This is a genomic window from Streptomyces sp. NPDC001153 (genome assembly GCF_053598315.1).
Map to the genome: position 1 here is coordinate 132,130 of NZ_JBSFJZ010000022.1, position 26,625 is coordinate 158,754.

The following is a 26,625-nucleotide window of genomic DNA, read 5'->3' on the forward strand; positions in this document are numbered from 1 at the left end:
ACTGCTCGGGGACTACTCGGGGGTTTCGTCCAGCGCGTGGCCGACCAGGGCCAGCAGTGTCTCGATGACCGAGATCCGACGCCGCGCATCCATGATCATGACAGGGACGTGCGCGGGGATCGTCAGTGCCTCCCGTACGTCCTCCGGCTCGAACAGCTCACTGTCGTCGAAGTGGTTGACCGCGACGACGTACGGCAGTCCGCAGCTCTCGAAGTAGTCCAGTGCCGGGAAACAGTCCTTCAGCCGGCGGGTGTCGGCCATGACGACCGCGCCGATCGCACCGCGCACCAGGTCGTCCCACATGAACCAGAACCGCTGCTGGCCCGGCGTGCCGAACAGGTAGAGCACCAGGTCGTCGTCGAGCGTGATGCGGCCGAAGTCCATGGCCACGGTGGTGGTGAGCTTGCCCGGCGTGGCGGTGAGGTCGTCCGTCTCCTCGCTCGCCTCGGTCATCAGCGCCTCGGTCTGCAGGGGCGTGATCTCCGAGACGGAGGTGACGAGGGTTGTCTTGCCGACACCGAAGCCTCCCGCCACGACTATCTTCGTGGCGATGGGGGCGCGGGTGCGGTCCATCTGCCAGGACCTCAGGTCCTCGTCGGGCTCGGTGAATCCGGCGACGAGAGGGGCGCCTCCGACGGCGGAGGCGGCGGCGTCAGAGACGACGGAGTCCACTCAGCACCCTTTCCAGCAGCGCACGGTCCGGGCGGCCGGTGCCGTGACCGGTGCCGGTGCCGTACACACGGATCTTTCCCTGGTCCGCCAGGTCGCTCAGGAGCACGCGGACCACGCCGAGCGGCATCTTCAGCAGCGCGGCGATCTCGGCCACCGTACGCATACGGCGGCACAGTTCGACAATGGCCTGCATCTCGGGCATCACCCGGGTGCTGAGGGAACCGTTCGTCAGTTCCTTGCGCTCCTCGGGGGCCTCCAGCGCCGCCACGAACGTCTCCACGAGCAGGACGTGGCCGAAGCGGGTACGGCCGCCGGTGAGCGAGTAGGGGCGGACCCGGGCGGGTTTGCGGTCGCCGCCGCGCACGGGGAGTTTCCTTCCGGGTCCGCTCATCGGGCGCTCCCCGCCGACTCCGCCTCGGCCTGCAGGGACTTGCGCAACTCGCTGCGGAGTTCCGGGGTCAGGACGTGGCCTGCGCGGCCGACGAACAGCGCCATGTGGTACGCCACCACGCTCATGTCGCACTCGGCGGAACCGTGCACGCCGAGCAGCGAGCCGTCGCTGATCGACATCACGAACAGGCTGCCCTCCTCCATCGCGATCATCGTGTGCTTGACGCCGCCGAAGTCCATCAGCTTCGCGGCGCCGACGGTGAGGCTGCCGATGCCGGAGACGATGGTGGCGAGGTCTGCGGAGGAGCCGCGGGGGCCCTTCGCCGGGCGGGCCTTGCGGGACTGCTCGGTGTGACCCGGGTCGGACGAGAGGAGCAGGAGACCGTCCGAGGAGACCACGGCGACGGACTGGATGCCGGGGACTTCCTCGACCAGGTTGGTCAGCAGCCAGTGCAGGTTGCGGGCTTCACTGCTCAGTCCGTAGGTACTGGAGGTACTGGGCGCGGTCAACTGCTTGCCTCCTCGGCTGTGCCCCCCGTGGCGTTTTCGGTACGTGCTGTGATCTCTGCCTCTACGTCGCGGTAGCCGGCCTGGGCGCCCTGGCGGAAGCCGCCCAGCCTCCTGCGGAGGGCTTCGGCGTCCACAGAGCGGGTCCGCTGGCGTGGGGCCTGGGTCGGTACGGTGATCTTGGGTGTGCGCTTGGGGAGGCCCTTGCTGGTGACCTGCTCCTCCGCCTCGGCCTCGCCTTCGGCGGGGATTTCGTGGCCGGGTGCGGGTGGCCCCTGTGGGGCGTCCTCGCCGGCGGCGGCCGCCGGGACCATGGGGGGCTGCGTCAGGTCCGGGAGCAGCAGCTCCATCGTCGTCTCGGCGAACGTCTCCGCCGGGGCCTTCGGGCGGGTCTCCGCGTCCTGGGCGGCCGGGCCGGCCTGCTCATGCACCGCCTGCTCCACCGGCTTTCCGGCCCGGCCGCCGAACGCATCCCACACCGCGCCCTCCGCCTGAGCACCCGGCCCGCCGAAGCCGCTGTGCGTCTCACCGGCCGGTGCGGCGGAGGCGCCCGCCGTCTCCCCGGCCCGTCCGGTGAAGGCACCCTCCGTCTCCCCGGCCCGTTCGGCGGAGGCGGTCTCCTCGGCGAACGTGCCGAAGGCGGTCGCGGTCTCCCCCGCAGGCGTCACGACCGTCGGCTGCGCCGGGCTGTCGATCTCATCGGCCGGACCGCCGGGGGCGGCGCCCGAACCGCGGGAGTCGGTGGCCGCACCGGTCGAGTCGGTGGGCCAGCCGCCAGAGGCCGTGACCGGACCGCGGGAGTCGGTGGGCCGACCGCCGGAATCGATGGCCGGACCGCCCGAGGTCGTGGCCCGATCGCCGGAGACCGCGGCCGAACCGCGGGAATGGGTGGCCTGACCGCCGGAGTCGCCGGCCCGACCGCCCGAGTCGGCGGCCGAACCACCCGAGACCATGGGCGCACCGCCCGACACCGTGGGCGCACCGCCGGAGGCCGTGACCGGACTGCCGTAGTCGTCGGCCCGCCCCCCGGAATCGGTGGCCGAACCGCCCGGGTCGGTGACCGAACCACCCGAGAGCATGGCCGCACTGCCCGGGACAGTGGCCGCACCGCCGGAATCGCCGGCCCGACCGCCGGAATCAGTGGCCGAACCACCCGAAGTCATGGCCGCACCGTCCGAGGCCACGGCCGTACCGTCCGAGGTCGTGGTGTCCCGGAGTGCCTGTTCTGCGAGGGCCACCAGTGGGTCGGTGTCCTTGGTGCGGGCGTGGAGGACGTTGGAGTTGGCCTCGGCGTCGGCGCCGGGGAGGGAGAAGGTGCCGGTGGTGCTTCCGGACGAGGTCTGCGGGGGCAGGGCATCGGCGAGGAGGGTGGCCGGCAGGACGACGACCGCCGCGACGCCGCCCTGCTTCTGCTCGCGCAGCTGCACACGGACACCGTGGCGGTGGGCGAGGCGGGCGACGACGTACAGGCCGAGGCCGAGACCGGCGTCGCCCTCGTGGTCGTAGGCGGACTCGGGGTCGAAGTCGGCCAGGCGGACGTTGAGGCGGTCCATGCGGTCGGCCGCCATGCCGATGCCCTCGTCCTGGACGGAGAGCATGACCTCGCCGCTCTCCAGCAGCCAGCCGGAGACCTCGACGGGCATCTCCGGCGGGGAGAACGAGGTGGCGTTCTCCATCAGTTCGGCCAGGAGATGGGAGAGGTCGTCCGCTGCGAAGCCCGCCACGTGCGCGTGCGGGGGCAGGGCCGCGATACGGACCCGCTCGTAGCGCTCGATCTCGCTGACGCCCGCCCGGACCACGTCGACCAGCGGCACCGGGCCGTGGTGCTGCTGGACGTGCTCGGCGCCGGCCAGGACCAGGAGGTTCTCGCTGTGGCGGCGCATGACCGTGGCGAAGTGGTCCAGCTTGAAGAGCGTGGCGAGCCGCTCGGGGTCCTGCTCGCGTTCCTCCAGGCCCTCGATGACCGCGAGCTGGCGTTCGACCAGGCCGAGGGTGCGCAGGGCCAGGTTGACGAACGTACCGCCGATGCTGGTGCGCATCCGCTCCAGCATGTCGGCCGACTGCATCAGCTCGGCCTGGAGGGCCTCGCGGGCGTCGGCCATCTTCTGCCGCTGGCCGACCAGGTGCTTGCGGTCCGTCTCCAGGGTGGCGACCCGCTCGCCCGCGGCGATGGTCTGCTCGCGCAGGGCGACCGCGTGCGCGTGCAGGGCGTTGACCGAGCGGACGACCTGGGCGAACTCGTCGTTGCGGCCGGTGAAGGCGATCGGCTCCTGGCCGGCGGGGTCCCCGGACTCCGCCAGGCGGGCCGAGCCGCGGCGGAGCACCGACAGGGGGCGGGTCAGGGTGCGGGCCATGGCCGTGGCGAGGCCCACCGCGACCAGCATCAGCGCGCCGAGCACGGCGATGCGGATCTCCAGCGCCGTGACGTCGTCGTCGCGGAGTTTCGCCAGGTCCTTGGTGCGGTGCTCGTAGAGGGCCGATTCCGCGCCGCGCATCAGGTCGACGCGCGCGGACAGGGCCGCGTCCAGCTTCTTGGTGCTGGTGGTCAGCTCGCTGTCGGCCAGCGTCGGCCGGCCGGTGAGCGTGGCGAGGTACTTCTCCGCCGAGTTGACGTCGGTGCCGGTGACCGTGGAGTCGTAGGAGTCGACGGCCGCCTTGGGGGCGGTGGCGCGGAAGTCGGCGAGGGCGGCGTCGGCGCGCAGCCGGGCCTGCTGGGCGGCGGCGGACAGAGCGTCGCGCTGCTTCCTGTCGGCCTCGGAGGTGGTGGAGGTCGTGGTGGGCAGGCCGGTGACGGGGCTGATCACCGTCCGGGTGGAGGACGGCACGTTCAGCGCCGCGAGCAGCAGGCCGCGGGCGGCGGCGGACTGCTGGACGGCGGTGTCCAGCTCGGCGAGCGCGTGGGCGCCGGAGCCGGCCCGCGGAGGCGTCTGGTCGGCGAGCTGCTCGGCGATCCGGTGCAGCTCGGTGATGGCCGCCGAGTACGCCTGGTGGGCCTGGAGGGCCGTGCTCTGGCCGGTGAGGGCGGCCCGGCGGACGGCGGCGATGCCGTCGAGGTCGCCGCGCAGGCTCGCCGGGGTGTCCTCCTCGGCGCGCAGGTCCTCGACCTGCCGGTCGACGCGGGCGCTGCGGTCCTCGGAGGGGGCCTTGGACCTGGGGCGGCCCGCGGCGATGTAGGAGGTGACCTCGTCGCGCTCGTCGGCGAGGGAGTTCGCGAGGGCGAGGGCGTCCTGGGTGCGGGCGGCCAGCGTCACCAGGTCCTGGGAGTCGCTGACGTCCTGGGATCCGGTGAGCACGGAGGGCGCGCCGGCTCCCGCGACCGCGGCGGCCACCACGGCGACGGCGACGATCAGCCGGGTGCGCACATGGGTGGGGCGGCCGGTGCCCACGGGGGTCTGCTGGGCGGTCCCCGTGGGGTCCGTCTGCCTGCCTGTGCGCCGAGGCCGCTTCATCTGCACCGGTGCTCGCATTCCTGAACTCGTCTACCCAGGGTCCGGGTGGCGCCCCGTCATATCGGTGCCAAGTGGTGCGTACACCCGGTTCGTACGGTTCCCGACCCTCCCAGCGCCGGTGAGCAGTGGTCGCGCATCACCTGACCCGCCACCCGAAGGAGTGAACATCGGAGGGGAGTTGGCGGGCAAGTTCCCGTGGCGCGTGGGGCGCTGCCGTGCGGCATGCCGGTTGGACGCGCGGGGCAGGCTTTGGCAGTATTCGCCACCACGCCTTGCCGGAGTGGATCATTCCATGCCAAATCAGGCGCCTGACCTGCGGAGTCGTGCCAATTCGGCGGCGGTTGCCAGCCTTTGGCGCATCCTGTGAAGGCCTCGTGCAGACTGGCCGAATGCGAACTGATCTCGTTTCGGAACCCGGCGACGCGAACCGACCCAACGAGGACTTCGCCGCTGTCGGACTACCCGCCTCCGGACAGGGAGGTTGTGTAATCGTCCTGGACGGGGTGACTCCGCCGCGGGGTGAGACGGGGTGTCTGCATTCCGTCCCCTGGTTCACCGCCCGGCTCGGCGGCGCGCTGACCGAACTGACCGTTTCGCGCGGAGATCTGACGCTCCCGGGGATTCTCTCGCGGGCGATCGGCCGCACCGCCGAGGCCCACGCGCAGACCTGTGAACTTTCTCACCCGCGAACCCCCCAGGCGACTGTCGCCCTGGCCCGCTGGTCCGCCGGCACCGTCGAGTACCTGGTGCTGTCCGACTCCGCGCTGCTGCTGCAGGGCCCCGACGGCACGGTCACCCCGGTCCTCGACGACCGGCTGGCCCGCCTCCCGCGTTCCGCGCTCGCCACCGACGCCCTGGTGGACGCCACCCTGCGCAACAAGGAGGGCGGTTTCTTCACGGCCGCCGCCGATCCCTCGGTGGCCGCCCGCGCGGTCACCGGCACCGTGCCTCGGGGCGAGGTCCGCGCCCTGGCCGCGCTGACGGACGGTGCGACCCGCTGGACGGAGAAGTTCCACGAGGGCGACTGGCAGGCCCTGTTCGAGACGGTCGCGAAGGAGGGCGCCCGGTCCCTGGTGGAGCGGGTGCGGGAGCTGGAGGCGGCGGACCGCGAGGAGCGGGCGTTCCTGGGCCGGAGCAAGACGCACGACGACGCGACGGTGGTCTACGCGCAGTTGTGAGCCCCTCGCCGTTTCCGGCCGTGCGCCTCTCGCCGATTCCGGCCGTGCGCCTCATGCCGATTCCGGCCGAGAGCCCCTCGCCGTTTCCGGCCGTGAGCGCTCGGGCCCTTCCGGGTGCCCTACTTCTCCATGACGCCGTTCAACTGGTTCAGGAGGCGGGCGAGTTCGGCGACCTCACGGCGGTCCCAGTGGGCGAGCTGCCGGACGTAGCGGGCGCGGCGCGCCTCGCGGACCTTGCCGACCCGGCCGCGTCCCTCCTCGGTCAGGGTGACGAGCCAGGCGCGGCCGTCGGCGGGGTCGGGTTCGCGGGCGATCAGGCCGAGCTCCTCCAGGGCGCGCAGCTGGCGGGACATGGTGGCCTTGCCGACGCCGATGTAGGCGGCGAGGTCCGTGGCCCGCTGGCCGCCGCACTCGTCCAGGCGGATGAGCAGGCCGTACGCGGAGGACTCCAGGTCGGGATGGACCTCGCGGGCCATCTCGCCCTGGTTGGCCCGGGCCCGGCGGAGCAGCACGGTCAACTCCCGTTCCAGTGCCAGGAATTCCTGGTCTGCACCACTGGGCGTCATCTTCTGGGCGGCGCGATGTGCGTCGCCGTTTCCGTCCTCGTGCACGTCAGCACCCCTGCTCGGTTTCGCGATCCTGAAAGTTTCTGCCAAAAGTCGTCATTGCCGCAGCTCTGTAAGTATTTCGCAGGGCTAGACCAACGGCGGAGCCCGGACCCCCTTCCCCCGTCGTATCTACGTGCGTAGCTTCCCTACCAGGCACATCAATGGCATGCCCACGCCAGTGCGGCATCCGGTACACGGTCACAGCCACGTTCTCCCCACCCCACTCCCCGGAGGCACGTCATGCCCGTGCGCAGACCCGGCTCCGACCGCTCCGCCCGCTCCCTCCGCCCGCGTCCCCTCGCCGTCCTGGTCACGGCCCTGCTCGCGGCGCTCCCCCTCACCCTCCCCCTCACCTCCGCCCGCGCCGCGACCGCGCCCGCCCGCGGCTCCGCCCACATGGGCATGGGCGTGCCCGCGCACGACGGCCGGCACGGCACCCCCGCCCTCGGTGCCGTCACCCAGACCGAGGGCGTGGACGTCGCCGGCTACCAGGGCAACGTCGCCTGGTCGACCCTGTGGAACAGCGGGGTGCGCTGGGCGTACACGAAGGCGACGGAAGGCACGTACTACACGAACCCGTACTTCGCCCAGCAGTACAACGGCTCGTACAACATCGGCATGATCCGCGGCGCCTACCACTTCGCGACCCCGGACACCGCCGGCGGCGCCGCCCAGGCGAGCTACTTCGTCGGCCACGGGGGCGGCTGGTCCAGGGACGGCAAGACCCTTCCCGGCGCGCTCGACATCGAGTGGAACCCGTACGGCGCCGAGTGCTACGGCAAGTCGGCGAGCCAGATGGTCGGCTGGATCGCCGACTTCCTGAACACCTACAAGTCCCTCACCGGCCGGGACGCCGTGATCTACACGGCGACCAGCTGGTGGAGCGACTGCACCGGCAACTACGGCGGCTTCGCGGCGAACAACCCGCTGTGGATCGCCCGCTACGCCTCGGACCCGGGGACGCTGCCGGCCGGCTGGTCGTACTACACGATGTGGCAGTACACCTCCTCCGGCCCGGCCGTCGGCGACCACGACAAGTTCAACGGGGCCCTGGACCGGGTGCAGGCCCTGGCCAACGGCTGAGCCCGCACAGACCCAGGGAGATCGCGATCCGCGTCAGCTCGGCCGTACCGGTGTGGCCGAGCTCGGCGCGGATGCGGCCGGACCGTGACGCCGGTCATCGAGTCCTCCCTGTTGTCACCCCCCAGCAGGATGGGTAATGCCGCAATATGGGCATTTGTCTCCTTCATACCGGGAAGCCCCCGGCCGGTTGCGGACGACCGCGGTTTTCTTCCCGCGGCCCTGCGTTGGTGCTCCGCGCCGCCCGGGATCATGCTGGTCAGGAGAGCCTGCCGAGCAAGGGCGACAAGGGCGAGATGAGCGGCGATGGAGCGACCGGAGCGACAGTCGACGTACACGGCCACGGCCACCATCGATGAACAGGGCATTCTCACCGGTTGGAGCGAAGGCGCCGAGCGGCTGCTCGGCTACGACTCACCGGCCGTCGTCGGACGGCCCGCCACGGCGCTCCTCGCCACCGACGGCTCCGCGGCCCGGCGGATCGTCGCCGGCCGGGACCGCTGGAACGGCACCGTCCCGCTGCGGCACCGCGACGGCCGGCTGCTGGAGCTGGGCGTGCTCGCGCACCGCCGGACCTCGGACACCGGAGTCACGGACTGGCTCGTGGTGAGCGCCGTGACGGCACGCGCGCAGCCGCCCCGGGGCGAGCCCCTGGAGGAGTGGACCTTCCTCCAGTCCCCCTTCCCGCTGGCCATCTTCGACGCCGAGCTGCGGCTCGTGCGCGCCAACCGGCGGATGGAGCACGCCCTCGCCCTGCCGGAGGCCGCGATGCGCGGACTGCGGCTGCCGCACATCATGCCCGGCGGCGCGAGCGAGGAGGCCGACCGGTCGATGCGGCTCGCGCTGGAGACCGGCCGGCCGCAGGAGGCCCGGGCCCGGCTCGGCGCGGAACTGGGCCGCGCCGCCGCGCTCACCCCGCTGAAGGACGCCGACGGCCGGGTGCGTGCCGTCTGTCTGTCCACGCAGCCGCCCGCGCAGGACACCGCCGCCCGGCAGCGCCCCTCGGGCGAGAGCGGCTCGCGCGTCGGCACGGCCTCCGAGCAGGCCCGCGCCGCGCAGGAGCTCGGCGAGGTCACCGTCCCCCGGCTCGCCGACGTCATGGCGGTCGACCTGCTCGACGCCCCCTGCGACGCGGGCGAGGAACCCGCCCCGCAGCCCGGCCCGGTCGTCCTGCGCCGCGCCGCGCTGCGCGCCATGCCCGACGGCGTCGGACCGGCCTACGGCAGCGGCGTCGGCGAGGCGGTCGTCTGCCCGCCGGACTCGCCTCCGGTCCGGTGTCTGACGGCGGGCCGGCCACTGCTGTACGACACGGCGGACCCGCTCGTCGCCGAGTGGGCGGCGGTGGACCCGGGCGCGGCATGGCTGCGCGCGTCCGGCGCCCGCTCACTGCTGGCGGTGCCGCTGCTCGCCCAGGGCAGCACGCTCGGGGTGGCGCTGTTCGGCCGGCGCCCCGGCCGGGAGCCGTTCGGCCCGGAGGACCTGCGGCTGGCCCAGGAGTTCACGGCCAAGGCGGCCGCCGGCATCCGGCAGGCCCGCACCTACACACGGGCCCGCACCACCACCATGGCCCTGCAGCAGAGCCTGCTGCCGCACACGCTGCCCGACCAGGCGGCCCTGGAGATCGCCACGCGCTATCTGCCCGCCGCGACCCGGGCCGGGGTGGGCGGCGACTGGTTCGACGTGATCCCGCTGTCCGGGGCCAGGGTGGCGCTCGTGGTGGGCGACGTGGTGGGCCACGGCATCCGCGCCTCGGCCACGATGGGCCGGCTGCGCACCGCCGTGCGCACCCTGGCCGACGTCGATCTGCCGGCCGACGAACTCCTCACCCACCTCGACGACCTGGTGCTGCGGCTCGCCGCCGACGAGGGCAGCACGGACCCGGCCGCCGAGACCGCCGGCGGCATCGGCACCACCTGTCTGTACGCGGTCTACGACCCGGTCTCCCGCCGGTGCACCCTGGCCCGGGCCGGCCACCCGCCGCCCGCCGTGGTCACTCCGGACGGTGCCGTGCGCTTCCTCGACGTACCCGCGGGGCCGCCGCTGGGGCTCGGCGGGCTGCCGTTCGAGGCCATCGAGGCCGAACTGCCCGAGGGCAGCATGCTCGCCCTGTACACCGACGGGCTGTTCGAGGCCCGCGACCACGACATCGACGAGGCGCTGGACAAGATGTTCGCCGCGCTGGTCCGGCCGGCGCCCTCGCTGGACGCGGTCTGCGACCATGTGCTCACCGAGCTGCTGACCCACCGCCCCGACGACGACATCGCCCTGCTCGTCGCCCGCACCCGGGTCCTGCACGAGGACCGGGTCGCCGCCTGGGAGCTGCGGAGCGACTGGACGGACGTCTCCCGGGCCCGCCGGCTGACCTGCGACCAGCTGTCCGCGTGGGGGCTGGACGAGGCCGCGTTCACCACCGAGCTGATGGTCAGCGAGCTGGTCACCAACGCGATGCGCTACGGCCGCCCGCCCATCCAGCTCCGGCTGATCCACCAGGACTCGACGCTGATCTGCGAGGTGTACGACTCCAGCGGCACCACCCCGCACATGCGGCGCGCCCGCATCTTCGACGAGGGCGGCCGGGGCCTGCTGCTCGTCGCCCAGCTCGCCGAACGCTGGGGCACCCGGCACGACCGGGTCGGCAAGACGGTGTGGGCGGAGCAGTCGCTGGCCCAGGCCGCCGGCTGAGTCAGCCGTTGCCACCGTTGCCCCCGCGGCCGCCGTTGCCGCTGGTCTCGCAGCCGACGCCGAGGCAGATCCCGCCGTTGCCGCCCCGCCCGCCGTTCCCGCCGTCGCCCGTGCCCACCGCGTCGCCGCCGTTCCCGCCGTTGCCGCCGTTGACACTGCCCGAGCAGACGCCGACGCAGATCCCGCCGTTGCCGCCCCTGCCGCCGGCCCGGCCCGGTGCGCCGGCGGTGCCGTCGCCGCCGTTGGCGCTGCCGTTGCAGAGCCCGGCGCAGATGCCGCCGTCCGCGCCCTTGGCGCCGTTGACGGTACCGTTGCAGTTGCCCGCGCAGATCGAGTCGCCGATGCGGACGCTGCCGTTGCCCACATGGACGCTGCTCAGGCTGGGCGGGCCGCTGCCCGATCCGCTGCCGACGGGGCCGGTGTCGGCCATCGCGGCCGGGGCCGTCGCACCCCCGGCGATCACCACGGTCGAGACCGCGAGGCCGATACCGAATTTCCAGGAATTCCTGCGCATGAGATTTCCCTTTCTCACGTGACGCCGTCCAGAAGTCCGAGCCAGTCGCCGTTCAGAACCTGACGCTCCCATGTGTCGACCTCCTTCTCCGAGATCTTGTACTTCTTGGCCACTTCGGCCTTGGTCGCCCGGCCGGTCAGCACGGTCAGCGCGATCCGTGCGCGGTCCGCCAGGGAGAGTTCCGACTTCGGCTTGTCAGGCAGGTCGTGGAGCGAGAAGCAGCCTGGCTTGCCGGGTTCGCCCGGCTGACCCGGCTGGCCGGGCGCGCCGCCCTTGCCGCCTTCACCCCCCTCGCCGCAGTGCCCGGACCGGTGGGCCAGGGCCGTGTAGCCGGTGGGGGCCGGGGCCGTGTGGGTGGCTGCCTGGGCGCCGCACGCGGTGACGGTGACGAGCGCCACGGAGGCCGCCGCGAGGAGGATGGGACGCCGGGAGGGGTTGATGAACATCGGGATCTCCGTTCCGGTTCGATTCGGTTCGATTCAGCTCAAAGAAATTCAGTTCGAAGAAAGTGGCGTGAGGGTTTCGGAGAGGGGGTGGAGGCCTTGACGGCCTCCACCCCGTCGACGGTCGGGGGAGACGGTCAGAAGAAGCTGGCGCCACCGGCCCCGCCGGACCCACCGGCGCCGCCGAGGAGACCGCCGAAGCCGCCCTTGCCGCCCTTCCCGCCGTTGCCGCCGTTGAAGATGCTGTTGCCGCCCTTGCCGCCGTTGCCGCCCTGGCCGCCGAGGAGGGTGCCGTCGCCCCCGCCACCGCCGCTGCCGCCGCCACCGCCGGAGAGGATGCCGAAGCCGCCGTTGCCGCCGTCGCCGCCCCTACCGCCGATGACGCCTTCGCCGCCGCCACCGCCGCCACCGCCGCCACCGCCGGCCAGGACGCCGTCGCCGCCGTTACCGCCCTTGCCGCCGGCACCGCCGGTGCCGAGGACGCTGCCGCCACCGGATCCACCGGCGCCACCGCCGCCGCCGACCAGGCCGCCACCGCCGTCACCACCGGCGCCACCGGCACCGCCGCCATGGACGAAGGCCACGGTCGACGTGGGCATCGGGGCCGCCATCGCGCCGGAGACGGGGAGGAGGACACCTCCGGTGACCAGTGCGGCGGAGGCGGCGAGGGTCGCGAAACGGAGACCTCGGCGCTTCGCACGGGCGTCGTCGTGGGTGTGAACATTACGAGTCATGAGCTTTCTCCCATTGCTGTGAGGATTTCCCGAGAGGATTACCGGGGATTTCCGGAGGATTTCCGTCCCCCGGACCGCCTCATTTCCTTTCCGGTGAGGCCGTGCTTCAAGTAAGCCCGAACGGGAAATCGGGGTCACGTTCCGAGGACTCGGGACTTGACGCACTCACAGGCGTCGGGTAAAAGCCGCTCAAATTGCGCGGGTCAGCCGAGGAGCGGCCGGGCCCAGGCAGGGGGATCCGGTGGCGGAACACGGTCCACCACGGTCGGCGTACGGCGGCGGGGAACGCGGTCGGCGACGGCGTCCCGCAGGGCCGCGACGAACTCCAGACAGGTGCCGTGACGGTCGCCGGGGGCCTTCGCCAGGGCCTTGATCAGTACGTCGTCGACGGCGGCGGGGATGTCCGGCCGCTCCTTGCTGAGCGGGGGCGGCGGGTCGTACTGGTGGGCCCACAGCAGTTCCAGCTGGTCCTCCCGCTGGAAGGGCGGGGCGCCCGCGAGCATCTCGTGGACCACGCAGGCCAGGCTGTACAGGTCGGCCCGGCCGTCCACCGGGCGCCCGGCGATCCGCTCGGGCGCCACATAGTCGAGGGTGCCGACGAACTCGCCCGCGGTGGTGAACCCGGTGAGCGACAGCGACTTCTTCGCCAGTCCGAAGTCGGTGAGATACACGTGCTCGGGGTGATCGCTGTCGACGACCTTGGCGACCAGGACGTTGCCGGGTTTGACGTCCCGGTGCACCAGCTCGCGCGCGTGGGCCGCGTCCAGGGCGGACGCCAGCTGGGCCGTCATGCGCAGCGCGACCGGCACCGGCAGCCGGCCCTCCTGGTCGATCAGGGCGCGCAGGTCCTGCCCGGAGACGTAGCACATGGCGATGTAGAGGAGCCCGTCGAACTCGCCGGCCTCGAAGACGGGGACGATGTTGGGATGGTCGATGGCGGCGGCCACCCGGGACTCCTGGGCGAAACGGCGGCGGAAGGCGTCGTTCCTGGTGTACTCGGGGGCGAGCAGCTTGAGGGCGACCGTCCGGCCGAGGCGCAGGTCCCTGGCGCGGTAGACGACGGCCATGCCCCCACGACCGAGCTCGCGCTCCACCTGGTAGCCCGCGATCTCGGCCCCGATCAGACCGGAGGGGGTCTTGGGGGGCCAACTCACGCCTGAATTCTATCGACCTGTGCCGATATGGGCGCGGTGCGCGGATTGCTGTACGCGCACAGGGCGAAGGCCCGGGTCTCCCTCAGGGGACCCGGGCCTTCACTCATCCCGTGGCGTCCGTCACGCCGCCAGGGGAACCTCCGGCGTCGCGCCGTTCGTCGCGGGCGCGAGTGCCAGTTCCAGGACCTGGCGGACGTCGGTCACGGTGTGGACGTCGAGCTTGTCCAGCACCTCGGCCGGGACGTCGTCCAGGTCGGGTTCGTTGCGCTTGGGGATGATCACGGTGGTCACCCCGGCGCGGTGGGCGGCGAGCAGCTTCTGCTTCACGCCGCCGATGGGCAGCACCCGGCCGGTCAGCGAGACCTCGCCGGTCATGGCGACGTCCGTGCGGACCAGGCGGCCGGAGAGCAGGGACGCCAGGGCCGTCGTCATCGTGACGCCGGCGCTCGGGCCGTCCTTCGGGACCGCGCCCGCCGGGAAGTGGATGTGCACACCCCGGTCCTTCAAGTCGCCCACGGGCAGCTCCAGTTCGGCTCCGTGGCTGCGCAGGAAGCTCAGCGCGATCTGCGCCGACTCCTTCATCACGTCACCGAGCTGACCGGTCAGGGTCAGGCCCGCGGCGCCCGTCTCCGGGTCGGCCAGGGAGGCTTCCACGTAGAGCACGTCGCCGCCCGCGCCGGTGACCGCGAGACCGGTCGCCACACCGGGGACCGACGTACGGCGCTCGGCCGGGTCCTGGGCGGACTCCGGCACGTGGTGCGGGCGCCCGATCAGATCGCGCAGGTCGGCGTCCCTCACGGTGAACGGCAGCTCCCGCTCGCCGAGTTCGTGCTGGGCCGCGACCTTGCGCAGCAGGCGTGCGATCGAGCGCTCCAGGGTGCGGACACCCGCCTCGCGCGTGTACTCGCCGGCCAGCTTGCGCAGGGCGCTCTCCTCCAGAACGACCTCTTCCCTGCCGAGTCCCGCCCGCTCCAGTTGGCGCGGGAGCAGGTGGTCGCGGGCGATGACGACCTTCTCGTCCTCGGTGTAGCCGTCCAGGCGGACGATCTCCATACGGTCGGCGAGCGCCTCCGGGATGGCCTCCAGGACGTTGGCGGTGGCCAGGAACACCACGTCCGACAGGTCGAGTTCGACCTCCAGGTAGTGGTCCCGGAAGGTGTGGTTCTGCGCCGGGTCCAGGACCTCGAGCAGGGCCGCGGCCGGGTCGCCGCGGAAGTCGGAGCCCACCTTGTCGATCTCGTCCAGCAGGACCACCGGGTTCATCGACCCGGCCTCCTTGACGGCCCGCACGATCCGGCCGGGCAGCGCGCCGACGTAGGTACGGCGGTGGCCGCGGATCTCGGCCTCGTCGCGGACGCCGCCGAGGGCGACGCGGACGAACCTGCGGCCCATGGCGTGCGCGACCGACTCACCGAGGCTGGTCTTGCCGACGCCGGGCGGACCCACCAGGGCCAGTACGGCACCGCCGCGCCGGCCGCCGATGACGCCGAGCCCGCGCTCACTGCGCCGCTTGCGCACCGCGAGGTACTCGGTGATGCGCTCCTTCACGTCCTGAAGGCCCGCGTGCTCGGCGTCCAGGACCGCCTTGGCGCCCTGGATGTCGTAGGCGTCCTCGGTCCGCTCGTTCCAGGGCATCTCCAGGACGGTGTCCAGCCAGGTGCGGATCCAGGAGCCCTCCGGGGACTGGTCGCTGGACCGCTCCAGCTTGTCGACCTCCTTGAGCGCGGCCTCGCGGACCTTCTCCGGCAGGTCGGCGGCCTCGACGCGGGCGCGGTAGTCGTCGGACTCCTCGCCGTCCTGCTCGCCGTTCAGCTCGCGCAGTTCCTTGCGGACGGCCTCCAGCTGGCGGCGCAGCAGGAACTCGCGCTGCTGCTTGTCGACGCCCTCCTGGACGTCCTTGGCGATGGTCTCGGCCACCTCCTGCTCGGCGAGGTGGTCGCGGAGCTGCTGTGCGGCGAGCTTGAGCCGGGCCACCGGGTCGGCGGTCTCCAGCAGTTCGACCTTCTGTTCGATGGTCAGGAACGGCGAGTATCCGGAGTTGTCGGCGAGCGCGGCGACGTCGTCGATGGCCTGGACGCGGTCCACGACCTGCCAGGCGCCGCGCTTCTTCAGCCAGGCGGTGGCGAGCGCCTTGTACTCCTTGACGAGGTCGGCGACCTGGCCCGGCAGCGGGTCCGGCACGCTCTCGTCGATGCGGGCGCCCTCGACCCACAGGGCCGCGCCGGGACCGGTGGTGCCGGCGCCGATGCGCACCCGGCTCCGGCCGCGGATCAGAGCCCCCGGGTCACCGTCGGCCAGCCGGCCGACCTGCTCGACCGTGCCCAGCACACCGGTCTTCGCGTACGTGCCGTCGATGCGGGGCACCAGCAGCACCCTGGGCTTGCCCGGTTCCGACCGGGCGGCGGCCTGCGCGGCCTCCACCGCGGCCCGTACCTCGGCGTCGCTCAGGTCCAGCGGAACCACCATGCCGGGCAGCACGACCTCGTCGTCGAGCGGCAGCACGGGCAGGACGAGCGTGAACGCCGGTGACTCAGTAGCCATGATCTCCCCTTCGGCAGTCAAGTTGAGCTATGCCGACTCAACCGTTGAGGGGAGGGCTGGTGTTCCCCTTGTCTGTTCGCTCTCAGCGATCACGTTCGCCCAAGGGGGTGCCGTGGAAGGTGCGTTCGCGGGTGAGGGTGCGGGTGCGCGGCGCTTTCGCGCGCCCGCGCGGCGGAGCCGCACATCGGTACAGTCCCGCGCCCCTATCGGGGCGCGTCAACCCACCGGCGTACAAAAGGCCAGCTCGCCACACCTATCGTCAGCGCGATCAGGTGGCCCCAGTTCGTCATCGGGTCCACGAAGGCGATCAGGTCGCTCACGAGTTCGGCGGCCGTCAGGGCGAGAAGGGGCCAGCGGAGCCAGGGACGCAGGAGGCCCGACAGGGCGCCGATGCTGCCTGCCACGCCGAAGCTGATGCCGTAGTCGAGGCGGTGCAGTGAGGTGGGCGGAAGGTGGCCGACCAGGACGGCGAGGCCCACGGGGATCTCGGTGGCGAGCGTGGCCAGGACGTGCCCGGCGAGGAAGACGCAGGCCGCACGCGCGCCCCCTATCCGCCGCTCCAGCGCGGTGAGCACCAGCACGAACGCCACCGCGTACGGCGAGAGGACACCGCCCGCGATCCACAGCGCGCTCGCCAGCAGCACCACCGCGGGTGTGCGCACCAGGTGGGCCACGTCCGTGCTGGAGTCCTGGTAGAGGGCCTGCACCAGGGCGGGGTCGGCCAGGGTCGCGAACACGGAGGTGACGGCCAGGACGGCCATGTAGGCGAAGGTGAACGGGGTGCCCGCGGGGGTGGGCAGCAGCCGCCACAGCCGCGGAACCGAGAGCGGAAAGGGGAGCGAGAGCGGGAGCGGTGCGGCCGGACGCCCTTCGACGGGGGCGGGTCCGGGAGCGGGAGCGAGGGGCGTGGCGTGCCGCTGGCGTGGCACGCCGTCCAGCAGGTCCGCGATCGCGGGCACCGGGACGGCGCCGAGGCCGTCCGGAAAGGGCGCGCCCGTCAGGGGCGGGGACGCGGCCGCCGCAGGGCCCGTCGCGGTCCGTTCCACGCTGTGGCACTCCTTCCGTTCTGCCCCAACCCTTCGGCTTCCGGGGGCCGCTGTCTATGACCGACGCCACGCGAGAGCCGATTCACAGCAACCTCCTACGTTCCGGCCGCGTCCTCGCCCCGCACCGAAAGGGTGCACATCAGTGCGACATTTCTAATTCCCGTGAAGGTCAAGGTGTGTTCAAGGAGGATGGGTGCATGACTGCCGTGTACGACTCCCCCGTGATCCTCGACCGGCGCGACGGCCCGTACGGCGAGGTGGTGCTGCGCCGGCACGGAGCACTGTTGCAGATCATCGCCAACGGCTGCTTCCTGATGGACACCTCCGACGGCCGCTCGGAGCGGCTGCTGGTCGACGCCGCGTACCGGGCGCTGGACGGGCGGCCGGAGCCGAACGTGCTGATCGGCGGGCTGGGCGTGGGGTTCTCACTCGCACATGCCGCGGCGAGCCCCGGGTGGGGGCGGATCACCGTCGTGGAGCGGGAGCCCGCCGTCATCGACTGGCACCGGGACGGGCCGCTGGCGGCGGTCTCCGCCACGGCGCTCGCCGACCCGCGCACCGAGGTCGTGCAGGATGACCTCGTGGCGTTCGTCAATGAGACATCCGACACGTTCGACGCGCTCTGCCTGGACATCGACAACGGTCCCGGCTGGACGGTCACGGACGGCAACCACACCCTCTACTCACCCGCCGGACTCGCCGCCTGCGCAAGGGTGTTGACTTGCGGCGGGGTGCTCGCGGTGTGGTCCGCCGAACCGTCTCCGGAATTTGAAGGTACCTTGCGGAATGCCGGGTTCCAGCAGGTGCGTACCGAAGAGGTGCCCGTTGCCCGGGGCGTTCCGGACGCCGTGCACCTCGGCGTCCGCCCTGGATAGCGACAGCACGGTGGATCCCCGTAATGTGCTGCCCTGACGCGGATCATTCAAGCGTCAATCGCAGACATGGGATCACCCCACTGGTTCCGGAAAGCAACAAGCAGGGGCGGGCGATGGAGCAGACACACACCTCCCAGAGCGGCGCGGCGACGACCACCCCGGGCGCACAGCGCCGGGTGCTGGTCGTCGAGGACGACCCCACGATCGTCGACGCCATCGCGGCCCGGCTGCGTGCCGAGGGATTTCTCGTACAGACCGCGACGGACGGCCCGGCCGCCGTCGACACGGCCGAGGCCTGGCAGCCCGACCTGCTGATCCTCGACATCATGCTGCCGGGCTTCGACGGCCTGGAGGTCTGCCGGCGGGTGCAGGCGCAGCGCCCGGTGCCGGTGCTGATGCTGACCGCGCGCGACGACGAGACGGACATGCTGGTCGGTCTCGGCGTCGGCGCGGACGACTACATGACCAAGCCGTTCTCGATGCGGGAGCTGGCCGCACGCGTGCACGTGCTGCTGCGCCGGGTGGAGCGGGCGGCGCTGGCCGCGGCCACCCCGCGCTCCGGCATCCTGCGGCTCGGCGAGCTGGAGATCGACCACGCACAGCGCCGGGTGCGGGTGAAGTCCGAGGACGTCCATCTCACGCCCACCGAGTTCGACCTGCTGGTGTGCCTGGCGAACACCCCGCGCGCGGTGCTCTCCCGGGAGCAGCTGCTGGCCGAGGTGTGGGACTGGGCGGACGCCTCCGGCACCCGTACGGTCGACAGCCACATCAAGGCGCTGCGCCGGAAGATCGGCGCCGAGCGGATCCGTACGGTGCACGGCGTCGGGTACGCGCTGGAGACGCCCACGCCATGAGCGTCGACGGGCGTCAGGCCGCGCGGAGAAGCCCCGGGGAGGATCCCTGGGGCGGCGTGCGCCCGTTCTCGATCAAGACCAAGCTGGGCGCGCTCGTCGTCATCTCGGTGCTGATCACCACCGGTCTGTCGATGATCGCGGTGCACACCAAGACCGAGCTGCGCTTCATCACGGTCTTCTCCATGATCGCCACCCTGCTGATCACGCAGTTCGTGGCGCACTCGCTCACCATGCCGCTGGACGAGATGAACGCGGTGGCGCGGTCGATCTCCGAGGGCGACTACACCCGCCGGGTGAGCGACGGCCGCCGGGACGAGCTGGGCGACCTGGCCCAGACGATCAACGTCATGGCGGACGAGCTGGAGGCCCAGGACCGCCAGCGCAAGGAGCTGGTCGCCAACGTCTCCCACGAGCTGCGCACCCCGATCGCGGGCCTGCGCGCGGTGCTGGAGAACATCGTCGACGGGGTCACCGAGGCCGACCCGGAGACCATGCGGACGGCCCTGAAGCAGACCGAGCGGCTGGGCCGGCTCGTGGAGACCCTGCTGGACCTGTCCCGGCTGGACAACGGCGTCGTACCGCTGAAGATGCGGCGCTTCGAGGTGTGGCCGTACCTCTCGGGCGTGCTGAAGGAGGCCAACATGGTGGCCTCGGCGCGCGCGGGCATCGCCTCCGGCTCCGGCAGCCACACGCGTACCGACGTCCATCTGCACCTGGACGTCTCCCCGCCGGAGCTGACCGCGCACGCGGATCCCGAGCGCATCCACCAGGTCGTCGCCAACCTGATCGACAACGCGGTCAAGCACAGCCCGCCGCACGGCCGGGTGACGGTGAAGGCGCGGCGCGGGCCGCAGCCCGAGTCGCTGGAGCTGGAGGTCCTGGACGAGGGCCCCGGCATTCCCCGGTCGGAGTGGCACCGGGTGTTCGAGCGGTTCAACCGGGGCGCGGTGACCCGGCCGCACGGGCCGGGCAGCGACGGCGGCACCGGACTCGGCCTGGCGATCGCCCGCTGGGCGGTGGATCTGCACGGCGGCCGGATCGGTGTGGCCGAATCCGAGCGCGGCTGCCGGATCATCGTCACTCTTCCGGGACTGACTTCCGTCCCGAGTTGACGTAGGGTCCGAACCGGAAGCACAAGATCCACGACGGTCGCTGCCGTTCCCGCGCAGCTGGACACGTGTGATCAGGAGCAGGCCCGCGCCACCCGTCGAACGAAGGCGCGCCGGGCCGGGACCGGTGCACCCTCCTCCATGCGGAACCACGCTTGTTTCCCGCCATATCAAGCCCTGAAACAAGATTTCCGATGTGACTTACGCGACGATGACCTTGCTCGACCTGACCTTCCCGGCTGTGGAGGCGTAGCCTTTATTTCCGCTGTCCATCACCTTGTGAAGCGGAAGAGGGCGGTTGCCGCCGTGTCGCCACAGTCCCCCAGTAACCCGAGCGTCTCGACCGACGACCAAGCCGGGAAGAACCCCGCTGCCGCGTTCGGTCCGAACGAGTGGCTCGTCGACGAGATCTATCAGCAGTACCTCCAGGACCCGAATTCGGTAGACCGCGCCTGGTGGGACTTCTTCGCCGATTACAAGCCGGGCGCTCCTGCCACCCCGGCTGCGGCGGGTACTGCGGCCGCGGGGGCCGCAGAGACCACCACCACGGCCCCTGTGGCCCAGCCCGCGGCACCGGCCCCCCAGGCCGCCGCCCCGGCCGCTCCGGCGGCACCGAAGCCCGCCGCGGCCCCCGCGCAGGTCCCGGCTCCCGCGGCGAAGGCCGCGGCCCCGGCCCCGGCCAAGCCGGCGACGCCCGCACAGGCGCCGGCCCAGCCGAAGCCGAAGGCCGCCCCCGCCCCGGCCGCCGCGGCCCCCGAGGGCCCGGAGCTGGTCACGTTGCGCGGCCCCGCCGCCGCCGTCGCGAAGAACATGAACGCCTCGCTGGAGCTGCCGACCGCCACCTCGGTCCGCGCCGTCCCGGTGAAGCTGCTGTTCGACAACCGGATCGTCATCAACAACCACCTCAAGCGCGCCCGGGGCGGGAAGATCTCCTTCACGCACCTGATCGGGTACGCGATGGTGCAGGCCATCAAGGCCATGCCGTCGATGAACTGGTCCTTCGGCGAGAAGGACGGCAAGCCGACCCTCGTCAAGCCGCCGCACGTCAACCTCGGCCTGGCCATCGACCTGGTGAAGCCCAACGGCGACCGCCAGCTGGTCGTCGCGGCCATCAAGAAGGCCGAGACGCTGAACTTCTTCGAGTTCTGGCAGGCCTACGAGGACATCGTCCGCCGTGCCCGTGACGGCAAGCTGACGATGGACGACTTCACCGGTGTCACGGTCTCCCTGACCAACCCCGGCGGCCTCGGCACCGTCCACTCCGTGCCGCGTCTGATGCCCGGCCAGTCCGTGATCATGGGCGTCGGCTCCATGGACTACCCGGCGGAGTTCCAGGGCACCAGCCAGGACACCCTGAACAAGCTCGGCGTCTCCAAGGTCATGACGCTCACGTCGACCTACGACCACCGGGTGATCCAGGGCGCCGCCTCCGGCGAGTTCCTGCGCCAGGTCGCGAACCTGCTGCTCGGCGAGAACGGCTTCTACGACGACATCTTCGAGGCGCTGCGCATCCCCTACGAGCCGGTCCGCTGGCTCAAGGACATCGACGCCAGCCACGACGACGACGTCACCAAGGCCGCCCGCGTCTTCGAGCTGATCCACTCCTACCGGGTCCGCGGCCACGTCATGGCCGACACCGACCCGCTGGAGTACCGCCAGCGCAAGCACCCCGACCTGGACATCGTCGAGCACGGCCTCACCCTGTGGGACCTGGAGCGCGAGTTCGCCGTCGGCGGCTTCGCCGGCAAGTCGATGATGAAGCTGCGCGACATCCTCGGCGTGCTGCGCGACTCGTACTGCCGCACCACCGGCATCGAGTTCATGCACATCCAGGACCCCAAGCAGCGCAAGTGGATCCAGGACCGGGTCGAGCGCGGCCACTCCAAGCCGGAGCGCGAGGAGCAGCTGCGCATCCTGCGCCGGCTGAACGCGGCGGAAGCCTTCGAGACCTTCCTGCAGACGAAGTACGTCGGCCAGAAGCGGTTCTCGCTGGAGGGCGGCGAGTCCGTCATCCCGCTGCTCGACGCGGTGATCGACTCCGCGGCCGAGTCCCGCCTTGACGAGGTCGTCATCGGCATGGCCCACCGCGGCCGCCTGAACGTCCTCGCCAACATCGTCGGCAAGTCGTACGCGCAGATCTTCCGCGAGTTCGAGGGCAACCTCGACCCGAAGTCGATGCACGGCTCCGGCGACGTGAAGTACCACCTGGGCGCCCAGGGCACCTTCACCGGCCTGGACGGCGAGCAGATCACGGTCTCGCTGGCCGCGAACCCGTCCCACCTGGAGACCGTCGACCCGGTCATCGAGGGCATCGCCCGCGCCAAGCAGGACATCATCAACAAGGGCGGCACGGACTTCACGGTCCTGCCGGTGGCGATCCACGGCGACGCGGCCTTCGCGGGCCAGGGCGTGGTGGCCGAGACCCTGAACATGTCGCAGCTGCGCGGCTACCGCACCGGCGGCTCGGTCCACATCGTCATCAACAACCAGGTCGGCTTCACCGCGGCCCCCGAGTCCTCGCGTTCCTCCATGTACGCCACGGACGTGGCCCGCATGATCGAGGCCCCGATCTTCCATGTGAACGGCGACGACCCCGAGGCGGTCGTCCGCGTCGCCCGCCTGGCCTTCGAGTTCCGGCAGGCGTTCAACAAGGACGTGGTGATCGACCTCATCTGCTACCGCCGCCGCGGTCACAACGAGTCGGACAACCCGGCCTTCACCCAGCCGCTGATGTACGACCTGATCGACAAGAAGCGCTCGGTGCGCAAGCTCTACACCGAGTCCCTGATCGGTCGCGGCGACATCACCCTGGAAGAGGCCGAGCAGGCCCTGCAGGACTACCAGGGCCAGCTGGAGAAGGTCTTCACCGAGGTCCGCGAGGCCACGTCCCAGCCGGCCGTCGTCGACGCCCGGGCGCCGCAGGACGGCTTCCCGGTCGCGGTGCCGACCGCGATCTCCTCGGAGGTCGTGAAGCGCATCGCCGAGTCCCAGGTCAACATCCCCGACCACTTCACCGTGCACCCGCGTCTGCTGCCGCAGCTGCAGCGCCGGACGACGATGGTCGAGGACGGCACGATCGACTGGGGCATGGGCGAGACCCTGGCCATCGGCTCCCTGCTGCTGGAGGGCACCCCGGTCCGGCTGTCCGGCCAGGACTCCCAGCGGGGCACCTTCGGCCAGCGCCACGCGGTTCTCATCGACCGCGAGACGGGCGAGGAGTACACCCCGCTCCAGTACCTCGCCGAGGACCAGGCGCGCTACAACGTCTACAACTCCCTGCTGTCCGAGTACGCGGTCATGGGCTTCGAGTACGGCTACTCGCTGGCCCGCCCCGACGCGCTCGTGATGTGGGAGGCGCAGTTCGGCGACTTCGTCAACGGCGCGCAGACGGTCGTCGACGAGTACATCTCGGCGGCGGAGCAGAAGTGGGGCCAGACGTCCGGCGTCACGCTCCTGCTCCCCCACGGCTACGAGGGCCAGGGCCCGGACCACTCCTCGGCCCGTGTCGAGCGGTTCCTCCAGCTGTGCGCCCAGAACAACATGACGGTCGCGATGCCGACCCTGCCGTCGAACTACTTCCACCTCCTGCGGTGGCAGGTGCACAACCCGCACCACAAGCCGCTGGTGGTCTTCACCCCGAAGTCGATGCTGCGCCTGAAGGCCGCCGCGTCGAAGACGGAGGAGTTCACGTCGGGCCAGTTCCGCCCCGTCATCGGCGACTCGACGGTCGACCCGGCCGCGGTGCGCAAGGTCGTCTTCTGCGCGGGCAAGGTCTACTACGACCTGGAGGCCGAGCGGGTCAAGCGCGGTGCCACGGACACGGCGATCATCCGCCTCGAGCGGCTGTACCCGCTGCCGGGTTCCGAGCTCCAGGCGGAGATCAAGAAGTACCCGAACGCCGAGAAGTACCTGTGGGCACAGGAGGAACCGGCGAACCAGGGTGCGTGGCCGTTCATCGCCCTGAACCTGATCGACCACCTGGACCTCGCGGTCGGCGCGGACGTGCCGCACGGCGACCGCCTGCGGCGCATCTCGCGGCCGCACTCCTCGTCCCCGGCGGTGGGCTCTGCCAAGCGCCACCAGGCCGAGCAGGAGCAGCTGGTGCGTGAGGTCTTCGAGGCGTAGGCCTTGGGCAAGGGGCCCGGTGTCGAGTTCTTGCTCGGTGCCGGGCCCCTGGCATGCCCGGGGGCTGGTTGAGAACGGCGTGTGGACGGGACGGTACCGCCTACCCTGAAGAAGTAACGTCGACGGCGTCAGCCCGTCCTCATCAGGAGCAAGAGTTGTACTTCACCGACCGAGGCATCGAAGAACTGGAGAAGCGGCGCGGCGAGGAGGAGATCACCTTCGAGTGGCTCGCCGAGCAGTTGCGGACGTTCGTCGATCTGAATCCGGACTTCGAGGTGCCGGTGGAGCGGCTCGCGACGTGGCTGGCCCGGTTGGACGACGAGGACGACGAGTAGCCACCTCGGTGTGGGCGCCCTGGCGGCGCCCTTTTTTTCGCGGGAGCCCTCGGGGCGGAAGACCCACGCGCGCGTGAAGACGGCCCGCAGGAACGCATCCCACGCCCGGCGCAGGAAGCCCGGGGCTCACACGAAAGGGTGCCTTGACTTCCGCGAGCCACGATATATCGTGTTCACCAGAGGACGCGATATGACGTGTCGTGTGACTGTGCCAGGCCGAGGAGTCCCCATGCCCGAGTGGTCCGTCAACGAGCCCCAGAAGCTGACCTTCGACGCCCGCGTGAGCGACCTCCAGGTCCGCATCGTCAACGGAACGGTGAACGTGGTGGGCACGGACGAAGGTTCCGCCCGCCTCGAGATCTCGGAGATCGAAGGCCCGCCCCTCGTGGTCACCCAGGAGGACGGCACCCTCACGGTGGCCTACGAGGACCTGCCCTGGAAGGGCTTCCTCAAGTGGCTCGACCGCAAGGGCTGGCGGCGCAGCGCGGTCGTCTCCCTGGCGGTGCCCGCCGACACCCGCGTGGAAGTGGGCGTGGTCGGCGCCGGCGCGGTCGTCTCCGGCATCCGCGGCCCGGCGGTGGTCAAGGGGGTGACCGGCGACACGACCCTGGTCGGCGTCTCGGGCCCGGTCCGCGCGGACACCGTGTCGGGCAACCTGGAGGCCCAGGCGGTCACCGGCGACCTGCGGTTCAACTCGGTCTCGGGAGACCTGACGGTGGTCGAGGGCTCCGGCCGCTCCGTCCGCGCCGACTCCGTCAGCGGCTCCATGATCGTCGACCTGGACCCGGACGGCCCGACGGAGGTCAGCCTCACCAGCGTCTCCGGCGAGATCGCCATCCGCCTGCCGCACCCGGCGGACGCCGAGGTGGAGGCGAACACCGCGAGCGGCACGATCTCCAACGCCTTCGACGGACTGCGGGTGCACGGCCAGTGGGGCGCCCACAAGATCACCGGACGCCTCGGCGCGGGCACGGGCAGGCTCCGGGCCACCACGGTCTCCGGCTCGATCGCCCTGCTGCGCCGCCCGCCGCGCGAGGACGAGGCGGACACCCCGCGGGAGGCCCGGCCCACAGACCCCTCGGCCCCCTCCGCGGCCCCGCGGGACCCCGGCACCGCCCCCGCCGCCGACGCCCCGGCCGACGGCACGACCGACAAGAAGGTGCTCTGACATGCCTCCCGTCTTCGCCCACGGGCGTCTCCGCCTGTACCTGCTCAAGCTGCTGGACGAGGCCCCGCGCCACGGCTACGAGGTGATCAGGCTCCTGGAGGAGCGCTTCCAGGGGCTGTACGCCCCCTCGGCGGGCACGGTCTACCCCCGGCTGGCCAAGCTGGAGGCCGAGGGCCTGGTCACGCACACCACCGAGGGCGGCCGCAAGGTGTACGCCATCACGGACGCGGGCCGCGCGGAACTGGCCGACCGCAGCGAGGAGTTGGCCGACCTGGAGCTGGAGATCCGCGAGTCGGTCGCGGAACTGGCCGCCGAGATCAGGGCCGACGTGCGCGGCGCGGCCGGCGATCTGCGCCGCGAGATGCGCGCGGCCGCCTCCGAGGCCCGCCGGGGCACGAAGGCGGGCGGCGCGGGCCCCGTCGGGGAGTACGGCGACCTCGGCGACAAGGAGGCCTGGCGGGCCGCCAAGGAGGAGATGCGCCGGGTCAAGCAGGAGTGGAAGGACCAGGCCCGCCGCGCCAAGGACGAGAGCCGCCGGGCCCGCGAGGAGGCCCAGCGGGCCCGCCGCCAGGCCGAGGAGGCGCAGGCGCGGGCGCGGGCCCAGGCACAGGAGGAGATGCAGCGCATCGCCCGCCAGGTCCAGGACCGCGTGCAGGACCACTTCGCCCAGGGCGACTGGCCGACGGGCGTCCGCGAGGGTCTGTCCGAACTGGCCAGGGAGCTGGGCGACTTCGGCAAGCACTGGGGCTCCCCCCGCACATCAGGGGAACCGGCCCCGAAGCCCGCCGCCCCGAGGCCCGCCGCCACGACACCGCCTGACGCGCACTACGTCTCTCCCGCCGAGGACTTCCCGGCAGAGTACGAACCCACCTGGGCCCACGAGGACCCCACCGGCGACCCGGCCCGCGACCTGGACCGCCTCCTGGACCGCTTCCGCGACGACATCCGCGACGCGGCCCGCGACCACGGAGTCACCCCCACCCAGCTCCGGGAGGCCCGCCGCCACCTGTCCACGGCAGCGGCCCATATCGGCGCGCTCCTGGGCACACCGAAGGCCTGACGGGCGAGAGCGGAGCGCCGGACGCCGAAGGCCTGACCGGCGGGAACAGGACGGCGGACACCGAAAGGCCGGCCGTCCTGTCCGGGGTGGCGGCGGGATCC

At 71.9% G+C, this 26,625-nt stretch carries 21 protein-coding genes; 10 read left to right on the forward strand and 11 right to left on the reverse strand.

The features are described from left to right. Window positions 1–12: 12 nt before the first annotated feature. From ACWDEN_RS25110 to ACWDEN_RS25125, 4 genes are read right to left on the reverse strand one after another with little or no spacing between them, the layout of a single operon-like run. Entirely contained in the window at window positions 13–672 is a 660-nt protein-coding gene (locus ACWDEN_RS25110; RefSeq protein ID WP_450860171.1) for a GTP-binding protein, read from the reverse strand. Continuing rightward, window positions 653–1,063: a DUF742 domain-containing protein gene (locus ACWDEN_RS25115; RefSeq protein ID WP_351612653.1), complete on the reverse strand. Its 411-nt coding sequence runs from the start codon at window positions 1,061–1,063 to the stop codon at window positions 653–655. Before ACWDEN_RS25115 ends, ACWDEN_RS25110 begins: the two co-directional genes overlap by 20 nt. Then, window positions 1,060–1,572, reverse strand: coding sequence for a roadblock/LC7 domain-containing protein (locus tag ACWDEN_RS25120; protein ID WP_351612651.1), 513 nt, complete (start codon window positions 1,570–1,572; stop codon window positions 1,060–1,062). The genes ACWDEN_RS25115 and ACWDEN_RS25120 overlap by 4 nt, the downstream gene beginning before the upstream one ends. Next, entirely contained in the window at window positions 1,569–4,955 is a 3,387-nt protein-coding gene (locus ACWDEN_RS25125) for a nitrate- and nitrite sensing domain-containing protein (protein ID WP_450860172.1), read from the reverse strand. The genes ACWDEN_RS25120 and ACWDEN_RS25125 overlap by 4 nt, the downstream gene beginning before the upstream one ends. A 452-nt stretch (window positions 4,956–5,407) precedes the next feature. On the opposite strand from ACWDEN_RS25125, the gene ACWDEN_RS25130 reads away from it, so the two are divergent. Next, window positions 5,408–6,196 (forward strand): protein phosphatase 2C domain-containing protein, encoded by a 789-nt coding sequence (locus tag ACWDEN_RS25130; RefSeq protein WP_450860173.1) that lies wholly within the window; start codon window positions 5,408–5,410, stop codon window positions 6,194–6,196. Between the two features lie 119 nt (window positions 6,197–6,315). Here ACWDEN_RS25130 and ACWDEN_RS25135 read toward each other — a convergent pair whose 3' ends face one another. Continuing rightward, window positions 6,316–6,807, reverse strand: coding sequence for a MarR family winged helix-turn-helix transcriptional regulator (locus tag ACWDEN_RS25135; protein WP_450860174.1), 492 nt, complete (start codon window positions 6,805–6,807; stop codon window positions 6,316–6,318). Between the two features lie 237 nt (window positions 6,808–7,044). Between ACWDEN_RS25135 and ACWDEN_RS25140 the strand changes: the two genes are divergently transcribed. After that, on the forward strand, window positions 7,045–7,887 hold the full coding sequence (locus tag ACWDEN_RS25140; protein ID WP_351612646.1) for a lysozyme: 843 nt from the start codon (window positions 7,045–7,047) through the stop codon (window positions 7,885–7,887). A 303-nt stretch (window positions 7,888–8,190) separates the two neighbouring features. Next, the gene (locus ACWDEN_RS25145) at window positions 8,191–10,566 is read left to right on the forward strand and encodes a SpoIIE family protein phosphatase (protein ID WP_450860175.1); all 2,376 of its coding nucleotides are present in this window, start codon (window positions 8,191–8,193) and stop codon (window positions 10,564–10,566) included. A 1-nt stretch (window position 10,567) separates the two neighbouring features. On the opposite strand, the gene ACWDEN_RS25150 is transcribed toward ACWDEN_RS25145, so the two are convergent. The 6 genes from ACWDEN_RS25150 to ACWDEN_RS25175 all read right to left on the reverse strand — a co-directional run bounded on the left by ACWDEN_RS25150 (window position 10,568) and on the right by ACWDEN_RS25175 (window position 16,998). Next, on the reverse strand, window positions 10,568–11,080 hold the full coding sequence (locus ACWDEN_RS25150; RefSeq protein ID WP_351612641.1) for a hypothetical protein: 513 nt from the start codon (window positions 11,078–11,080) through the stop codon (window positions 10,568–10,570). Window positions 11,081–11,094: 14 nt separating this feature from the next. Continuing rightward, window positions 11,095–11,526: a hypothetical protein gene (locus tag ACWDEN_RS25155; RefSeq protein ID WP_450860176.1), complete on the reverse strand. Its 432-nt coding sequence runs from the start codon at window positions 11,524–11,526 to the stop codon at window positions 11,095–11,097. A gap of 134 nt (window positions 11,527–11,660) precedes the next feature. After that, window positions 11,661–12,257 carry a hypothetical protein gene (locus ACWDEN_RS25160; protein WP_450860177.1) on the reverse strand — a complete coding sequence of 199 codons (597 nt, stop codon included), beginning with the start codon at window positions 12,255–12,257 and terminating at the stop codon, window positions 11,661–11,663. Between the two features lie 203 nt (window positions 12,258–12,460). Continuing rightward, window positions 12,461–13,411, reverse strand: coding sequence for a serine/threonine-protein kinase (locus ACWDEN_RS25165; protein ID WP_351623063.1), 951 nt, complete (start codon window positions 13,409–13,411; stop codon window positions 12,461–12,463). Window positions 13,412–13,531: 120 nt separating this feature from the next. After that, a complete protein-coding gene (gene lon / locus ACWDEN_RS25170) occupies window positions 13,532–15,952 on the reverse strand; it encodes an endopeptidase La (protein ID WP_450860178.1) in 2,421 nt (806 codons plus the stop codon). A gap of 203 nt (window positions 15,953–16,155) precedes the next feature. Continuing rightward, window positions 16,156–16,998 carry a rhomboid-like protein gene (locus ACWDEN_RS25175; protein ID WP_450860179.1) on the reverse strand — a complete coding sequence of 281 codons (843 nt, stop codon included), beginning with the start codon at window positions 16,996–16,998 and terminating at the stop codon, window positions 16,156–16,158. Window positions 16,999–17,195: 197 nt separating this feature from the next. On the opposite strand from ACWDEN_RS25175, the gene ACWDEN_RS25180 reads away from it, so the two are divergent. The 7 genes from ACWDEN_RS25180 to ACWDEN_RS25210 all read left to right on the forward strand — a co-directional run bounded on the left by ACWDEN_RS25180 (window position 17,196) and on the right by ACWDEN_RS25210 (window position 26,524). Beyond that, the gene (locus ACWDEN_RS25180) at window positions 17,196–17,873 is read left to right on the forward strand and encodes a spermine/spermidine synthase domain-containing protein (protein WP_450860180.1); all 678 of its coding nucleotides are present in this window, start codon (window positions 17,196–17,198) and stop codon (window positions 17,871–17,873) included. 113 nt (window positions 17,874–17,986) lie between these two features. Then, window positions 17,987–18,727 (forward strand): response regulator transcription factor, encoded by a 741-nt coding sequence (locus ACWDEN_RS25185; RefSeq protein ID WP_351623052.1) that lies wholly within the window; start codon window positions 17,987–17,989, stop codon window positions 18,725–18,727. After that, window positions 18,724–19,839: a HAMP domain-containing sensor histidine kinase gene (locus tag ACWDEN_RS25190; protein ID WP_450860181.1), complete on the forward strand. Its 1,116-nt coding sequence runs from the start codon at window positions 18,724–18,726 to the stop codon at window positions 19,837–19,839. The genes ACWDEN_RS25185 and ACWDEN_RS25190 overlap by 4 nt, the downstream gene beginning before the upstream one ends. A gap of 303 nt (window positions 19,840–20,142) precedes the next feature. Next, window positions 20,143–23,961: a multifunctional oxoglutarate decarboxylase/oxoglutarate dehydrogenase thiamine pyrophosphate-binding subunit/dihydrolipoyllysine-residue succinyltransferase subunit gene (locus ACWDEN_RS25195; RefSeq protein ID WP_450860182.1), complete on the forward strand. Its 3,819-nt coding sequence runs from the start codon at window positions 20,143–20,145 to the stop codon at window positions 23,959–23,961. A 155-nt stretch (window positions 23,962–24,116) separates the two neighbouring features. After that, window positions 24,117–24,296: a DUF6104 family protein gene (locus tag ACWDEN_RS25200; RefSeq protein WP_028420339.1), complete on the forward strand. Its 180-nt coding sequence runs from the start codon at window positions 24,117–24,119 to the stop codon at window positions 24,294–24,296. A gap of 229 nt (window positions 24,297–24,525) precedes the next feature. Beyond that, a complete protein-coding gene (locus tag ACWDEN_RS25205; RefSeq protein WP_450860183.1) occupies window positions 24,526–25,464 on the forward strand; it encodes a DUF4097 family beta strand repeat-containing protein in 939 nt (312 codons plus the stop codon). A gap of 1 nt (window position 25,465) precedes the next feature. Further along, window positions 25,466–26,524 (forward strand): PadR family transcriptional regulator, encoded by a 1,059-nt coding sequence (locus ACWDEN_RS25210; RefSeq protein ID WP_351613569.1) that lies wholly within the window; start codon window positions 25,466–25,468, stop codon window positions 26,522–26,524. Window positions 26,525–26,625: the final 101 nt, after the last annotated feature.